Annotated in this window: 7 protein-coding genes; 3 read left to right on the plus strand and 4 right to left on the minus strand. The window is 27.9% G+C overall.

Features of this window, described 5'->3' with window-relative positions; genetic code table 11:
* Positions 1 to 5: 5 nt before the first annotated feature.
* Positions 6 to 1,010, minus strand: a complete 1,005-nt coding sequence (locus B3578_RS10760) for a hypothetical protein (RefSeq protein WP_286494927.1) — start codon at positions 1,008 to 1,010, stop codon at positions 6 to 8.
* A gap of 131 nt (positions 1,011 to 1,141) precedes the next feature.
* Between B3578_RS10760 and B3578_RS10765 the strand changes: the two genes are divergently transcribed.
* Positions 1,142 to 1,954 carry a WG repeat-containing protein gene (locus B3578_RS10765; RefSeq protein WP_221857095.1) on the plus strand — a complete coding sequence of 271 codons (813 nt, stop codon included), beginning with the start codon at positions 1,142 to 1,144 and terminating at the stop codon, positions 1,952 to 1,954.
* A 35-nt stretch (positions 1,955 to 1,989) separates the two neighbouring features.
* Here B3578_RS10765 and B3578_RS10770 read toward each other — a convergent pair whose 3' ends face one another.
* The 3 genes from B3578_RS10770 to prmC all read right to left on the minus strand — a co-directional run bounded on the left by B3578_RS10770 (position 1,990) and on the right by prmC (position 4,086).
* Entirely contained in the window at positions 1,990 to 2,556 is a 567-nt protein-coding gene (locus B3578_RS10770) for a GNAT family N-acetyltransferase (RefSeq protein WP_219033998.1), read from the minus strand.
* Between the two features lie 54 nt (positions 2,557 to 2,610).
* Positions 2,611 to 3,138, minus strand: coding sequence for a hypothetical protein (locus B3578_RS10775; RefSeq protein WP_286494928.1), 528 nt, complete (start codon positions 3,136 to 3,138; stop codon positions 2,611 to 2,613).
* A gap of 123 nt (positions 3,139 to 3,261) precedes the next feature.
* Entirely contained in the window at positions 3,262 to 4,086 is an 825-nt protein-coding gene (gene prmC, locus B3578_RS10780) for a peptide chain release factor N(5)-glutamine methyltransferase (protein ID WP_125350425.1), read from the minus strand.
* A gap of 92 nt (positions 4,087 to 4,178) precedes the next feature.
* Between prmC and B3578_RS10785 the strand changes: the two genes are divergently transcribed.
* Both B3578_RS10785 and B3578_RS10790 read left to right on the plus strand, forming a co-directional pair.
* The gene (locus tag B3578_RS10785) at positions 4,179 to 4,511 is read left to right on the plus strand and encodes a DUF3060 domain-containing protein (protein WP_160279610.1); all 333 of its coding nucleotides are present in this window, start codon (positions 4,179 to 4,181) and stop codon (positions 4,509 to 4,511) included.
* Positions 4,512 to 4,697: 186 nt separating this feature from the next.
* Entirely contained in the window at positions 4,698 to 6,158 is a 1,461-nt protein-coding gene (locus B3578_RS10790; RefSeq protein WP_291048603.1) for a discoidin domain-containing protein, read from the plus strand.
* Positions 6,159 to 6,170: the final 12 nt, after the last annotated feature.

The raw sequence follows: 6,170 nt of genomic DNA on the forward strand, positions 1-6,170 counted from the left end.
AGATTTTACTGCCAAATATATTTCTCACCTAAACTTAACGTTGATTTCATCACATATTTTCCTTCCTCATTTTTTTCAGTTAATACTAAAATAGGATAATATTCACCTGCGGGAACCAATTTTGTGATATTTGTAGTAAAATTTAGCTTTTCAATTTTAGTAAAAGCAGAAATTGGTGAAACATCTAGATTTAGAAGTTCAAATCCATCTATTTCTTTAATTCCTGTTATATTTTGATTTGAAAAATATACCATTAATTTTAAGTCATTTGTAGGTTTATAATCTAAATTCTGTATAGAATTATCAACTCCACCAATTGTAACCATCAACGAATTGAAATCAATTTCTAATTTCCAACCTCCAACTAATTTTAGTTTTTTATTTACATTCGCTATGTTCAAAGAACTTTCTACAGGTGTATATATATCAGATAAAGTAGCGTCTATATTCTTTGTAGAAGCTAAAGTATTAGCATCTGTAACCTGAGGTAATTCTACATTCTTTACAACTTTATCAATTAAAATATTATTAGATTCTAAAGAAATTTTACTACTCAAAACTTTATAATTCAAAATAGAACCTGATTCTTTTTCTTTCAATAACAAAACTGGTGTATAATCTCCTTGTGCTAATGTTTCAAGATCTGAAGCTTTAAAAGTAATAGTAACGTTATTGAAGCTTGTTCCATTTCCTTCTAACTGCCCTAATTGTGCGTTTGTATTGATTTTATTCGGTAAATTATATAAATCTACAGATGTTTTTGATGGAGCAAAATATAAATCAAGAAATAAAGTCTGACTTGTTTTGTTTAAATAATTTGTCAATTTTCCTCCAGATATTTTATAGTTAGATGTATTTCCATCATTCGAAATTTTCCATACTCCTTCAAAAGAATAGTCTTTATTTATCGTAGTCGGTAAATTAATAATGTTTATACCATCTTGTTGAGCTGTAACAAAACTACTCATTATAATAGTTGCAGTAAAAAATAATTTAGTAAAAATATTCATAGGTTATATTTTAAGCTTTCCTACAAAAGGAAGAATTTAATTTACAAAAAGTGTTTAAAATTGGATTTTTTAATATTTATATACAAACTATTAATTTTTGATTAATTAATTTTACGTCGAATTATAGAATTATGACTAAAATATCACCAAAAGATACAGACCAGTTTGACAATTTTGTTCACAAAGAAACAACAACATTTGAAGATTTAACTGTTTTCGATCGCAACAATTTGGCACCAATATCTATTGATAATCAATTTGGTTTAATAGATAAAGAAGGAAATGTAATTATTCCGTTTCAATATCAAAAACTTGTGCTCACAACTGTTAATGCCTATAGCGCGCAAAAGGAGAATAAGTGGGGAATTATCACAAAATCTAACCAGATTTTGATTCCGTTCGAATATGATTTAACAAGTGATTTTATTGAAAATATTTGTGCTGTAAAAAAAGATGGAAAATGGGGTTTTATTGATTTATTAAATCAAGTTGTGATCCCGTTCGAATATGATGGTTGTACAGATTTTAGAGCTGGTTTAGCTGGAGTTGAAAAAGATGGAAAATGGGGAATGATTGATAAAAATAATCAGTTGATTATAGATTATCAATACGAATATTTAACGCCAGTCGATCAAAATTTTGCCACTTTTGGAGAAGCTACTTCACTAAAAATTGAGCGTCCAGATATATTAGCTTATTTTCCATATTTCTTATCAAAAGAGAATTATTTGATGCATTTTGGTTTAATTTCAACCAAAAACGAACAAATTTTAGGTCCAATTTCTGAATTACCAATTTTAGAAAGTTTCGAGAATCAAGCTGTTATTCGTCAAAATTATCAATTAGGTTACTTAAAAAATGGAAAAGATTTTGTGAAATTTGAACAATTTACAATCGATCCGTACGAAGAAAAAATCTTAACACAATTAGGAGTAATGAAATAAAAAAAGAGCTTTAAGAAAAGCTCTTTTTTTATTATCTATTGTTTTGGTTTATACTGCATATATTCATGATTTTCGCTCATCAACATTTTTTCCCCAACCACTTCAAAACCTTTTCTTTCGTACAATTTCTTTGCATTTGGGTTTGTAAAATCGACCAATAAACCTAATGTTTTGCCTTGCTTATTTCCTATTTCATCAATCAAATAATCCAATATTTTAGAACCTATTCCTTTCCCTCTAAAATCTTCAGAAACTGCAATTGTGTCAATATATATTTCACCTGCTTGTGTTTCATCTTGCGGATGAATAATTTGGTTATAATCATTTTTCAATAATTCTAAAACAGGTTTTCGAAGTTCTTCTAATTTTCCTCCGTCATAAAAAGTTGTTGTTCCAGCAAATTGATTATCATATTCTACAACAACTGTATTTTGATAACTATATTGATTTTCTTCTTGTTCAATTAATTTTTTCAAGAATAAAACTCCTTCTTCATAATCTGTTTTTCCGATAAAATCATAAACGATTTTATCCATCGCTAACATCATCAATCTTGCAATTGATAACGCATCTGTCTTTGTTGCTTCTCTAAAATTTAACATAAAAAAATAGCCTTGAGATTTCTCAAGGCTAAGTTAGCAATAATTATTTTGAAATTATTTCGCTTTTAATTTATCTAACGTATTGTTATATCCTTCTTTTGCTTTTTCTCCAGCTTCTTTCGCTTCTGCTTTCACATCTTTTGCAGCTGCATTGATATCAGCTTTTGCATCTTTTGCAACAGTTTTAATATCTTCTTTTGCTTGATTAGCTTTTGCATCTACTTTATCTACAGTATTATTCACTCCATCTTTTACATCTTGCGCAGCATTATTTACAGCAGCTTTTGCATCAATCCACGCTTTATTAGCATCGTCATAAGCTTTTTGTGCAGCTTCTGTTGCAGCTTTATCACCTTTCGCTTTTGCTTCATCTAAAGCTTTTTTTGCTTCGTCTACTTTCGCTTTTGCATCAGTTTCTGATAATGTAGTTGTTGTAGTTGTCGTTTCTTTGATAACAGTCGTAGAATCATTCGCTAATGAATCTACAGTTACATTAGTTTCAGTTGTTTTTGAAGTTTCTTGTTTACAAGAAGTAGCAAATGATAATGAAGCAACTGCCACTAATACAAATAATTTTTTCATAGTTGTTTTTTTTTATTGTTTTAATAATAGAATCAGTTCTAACAATTTTAATACCAAATTGCGAACGATTATTGAATTAAAATTAAATCTTTTCAGAAAATAAAACAAGATTCTTATAGATAATTATTGATTAGAAGCACTTAGCATACGATCATTTCCAGAAATATCTTTATGAATGATTACATTTTGATAAAATTTTTGAAATAATTGTTTTGTCTCTTTTCCTAAATATTGATTGATTTCACAATAAATTTTACCATTCTCTTTCAAATGATTTTTAGCAAAATCTATTACTCGTTCATAAAAAATTAAAGCATCATCATTTTCAACAAAAAGCGCCAAATGAGGTTCAAAATTCAAAACATTTTGATGCATTTCTTTTTTTTCAAGATTTCGGATATAAGGTGGATTTGAAATAATTACATCAAATTTATGGTTTAATTGAATGTCTTCCAGTAAATTATTGTGATAAAAATTTATATTAACTTTTAAATTTTCAGCATTTGATTGTGCTATTTTCAATGCATTTTCAGAAATATCTAATGCTGAAACATTTGCATTTGGAAATAATTTTGCCAACGAAATAGGAATACATCCTGTTCCTGTTCCTAAATCAATCATAGAAATATCTTGATTTTGAGCATAATCATTTCTAATTAATTCAACCAATTCTTCCGTTTCTGGACGAGGAATTAATGTATGTTCATTCACAAAAAAGAAATCGTTATAGAAAAAAGCTTTTCCAGTAATATGTTGTATAGGTTGACCTTTTTTTAATTGTTCTAAATCTGATAAAATTTCAGTCGTTAATTCAATTTCATCTCGGCTAGATAAATCAAGATTCAACTTATCTTCTACATAAATCATGAAAATATGAGAAGCTTCTTCTTTATCATATAGTAATTGCAATTTATCTAAAAACAATTGTTTTAGCTCAACTAAAGTCATTTTGTTAAATTTTTGTAAAGTTAGATTTTATTAATTGAAAGTGCACGATTCTTGATTTCTAAAAAGTAACCAAAAAAGAAATCACAATGAAAATGAATAAATTATTATGTGCTGTTACGATGTTATTTATTAGTCACCTTTCTTTTGCGCAGATAGAAATTGATGGAAATAATAAAAAACTAACGTTAGATTGTAAGGGACAAAAAGTAGAAGTTGGCGGAAGTGGACATGTGATCAATTTGAAAGGAGATTGTACCAAAGTTGAAATCATGGGAACAAATAATACAATATCTGTTAATGGATTAACTTCTGCTGAATTAGCTGGCGAAGGAAATACATTATATTATCGTAAAGCATTATCTAAAAATGGTAAATTACCTCAAATAATTGAGGGAAATAATAATACAATTATCAAAAAGCAGTAAAAATCTTTTCATTTATTATGTCTTTAATAGTTAGAATCTCTTTCTTAATTGTATTATTAAAGAAAGGGATTCTTTATTTCTTAACATTTCCTTATTTTTTTTTCAAATTGGTTCCTAGCTGATTATAAATAAAATGTATTAATTAACTTGTCTAAACAACAAAATATCAATTAACACAAATTATTTATGAAAAAAAATTACTTCCTACTAAGTATGATTTTACTTGGTATAGATTCTTTTGCGCAGGAATACAAAATGCCCGTTTCTAGTGTTACTTCTAAACAAGAGGCACAAAGTGGTAATGAAGCTACTTTTAGCGCAGATGGTATATTAACGACAATGTACCATTCTAAATGGAATCAAAATGGAATCCCAGATCAATTAGATTTTAGTTTCAACAGTCAAGTTAAATCTATAAAATCCCTTGCCTATTTTCCAAGGCAAACAGGTACTAATGGAATTTGGACAAATGTTGAAATTTTATATTCAACTAAAGGTGATCCAACAAATTTCAAAACAGCGACTACGAGTGCTATAACATGGGCTGGAGATTCTACATCTAAAAAATTTGATTTTGATAAAGAAATTATCAATCCAGCAGTCATTAGAATAAAAGTGAATGCTGCTCTAGGAAATTTCTCGAGTGCTGCGGAAGTTGAGTTTTACTCGTCTGATCAAATTACTCCAATAGCTTCGGAGTGTGTAATACAAACAAATGAGTTCTCAAACTATAAGGATATGAAAGTTTCTCCATTAGTTACAGGTTCGTCAGCATCAAGTTTTCAAACAGGGGAAAACATAGAGCAATCATTTGATGGAGATTACAATACGCTTTATCATTCTAACTACAATTCTACTGAAAAAATTTTCCCTATTTCATTAATTTATGCTTTTGATGGAAACACACCATTAGATTATATGATCTATTATCCAAGAAATGATGGTGGAGTAAATGGTTTATTAGGAAAAGTAAAAGTTAGTTACAATACTATAGCTGACCCTACTTATATTGAAATTTCTACACAAGATTTTACGCAAACAAATGATGTAAGAAATATATCTTTTCCATCACAAATAAAACCTTCTTCTATCAAATTAGAAATTTTAGATGGCAAAGGAAATTTTGCAAGTGTTGCCAAGATGGAATTTTATCAAAAAAATTCAAACAAGTTTGATCAGAAAAAGTATTCAACAATTTTTAAAGATGATTTATTCTCAGAATTAAATTCAGGCGTAAATCAACAAACAATTGATGGAATTACTACATCTCCTTTTGTTAAATCTTTAGCACAATGTTTATTAGATAATAAATACAAAAAAATAGATCGTGTTAACGAACATAAAGCATATAAAACAATAGCTTCTATCAATAAAGAATACAAAATTGGAAATTACAATGCTTACGAAAATCCAACAGGAATAGTTTTTTCGGAAAAAACAACTAGCGTTATGTTTGTAAGTGGTATTCCTTCTGGTGAAAGTGTATATTTACGTGTTAGAGATTCTGCTAACGAAGCAAATGTAACTGATATCTCCTACCCTTTATCAAATGGAATAAATGCTATTGAAATGAAAAATAATGGATTAGGATATATTTCTTATTATTCTGATTCTAATAATCTACCAAATATAAAATTAAATGTGTAATCTTCCCTAAAA

The organism is Empedobacter sp. UBA1574, from assembly GCF_002322895.1.
Taxonomy (GTDB): domain Bacteria; phylum Bacteroidota; class Bacteroidia; order Flavobacteriales; family Weeksellaceae; genus Empedobacter; species Empedobacter falsenii_B.

Excerpts from the sequence above, each read along its gene's own strand:
- prmC (WP_125350425.1), bottom strand. The coding sequence starts at position 4,086 with ATGACTTTAGTTGAGCTAAAACAATTGTTTTTAGATAAATTGCAATTA.
- B3578_RS10790 (WP_291048603.1), top strand. The coding sequence starts at position 4,698 with ATGAAAAAAAATTACTTCCTACTAAGTATGATTTTACTTGGTATAGAT.
- B3578_RS10785 (WP_160279610.1), top strand. The coding sequence starts at position 4,179 with ATGAATAAATTATTATGTGCTGTTACGATGTTATTTATTAGTCACCTT.
- B3578_RS10765 (WP_221857095.1), top strand. The coding sequence starts at position 1,142 with ATGACTAAAATATCACCAAAAGATACAGACCAGTTTGACAATTTTGTT.
- B3578_RS10770 (WP_219033998.1), bottom strand. The coding sequence starts at position 2,556 with ATGTTAAATTTTAGAGAAGCAACAAAGACAGATGCGTTATCAATTGCA.
- B3578_RS10775 (WP_286494928.1), bottom strand. The coding sequence starts at position 3,138 with ATGAAAAAATTATTTGTATTAGTGGCAGTTGCTTCATTATCATTTGCT.
- B3578_RS10760 (WP_286494927.1), bottom strand. The coding sequence starts at position 1,010 with ATGAATATTTTTACTAAATTATTTTTTACTGCAACTATTATAATGAGT.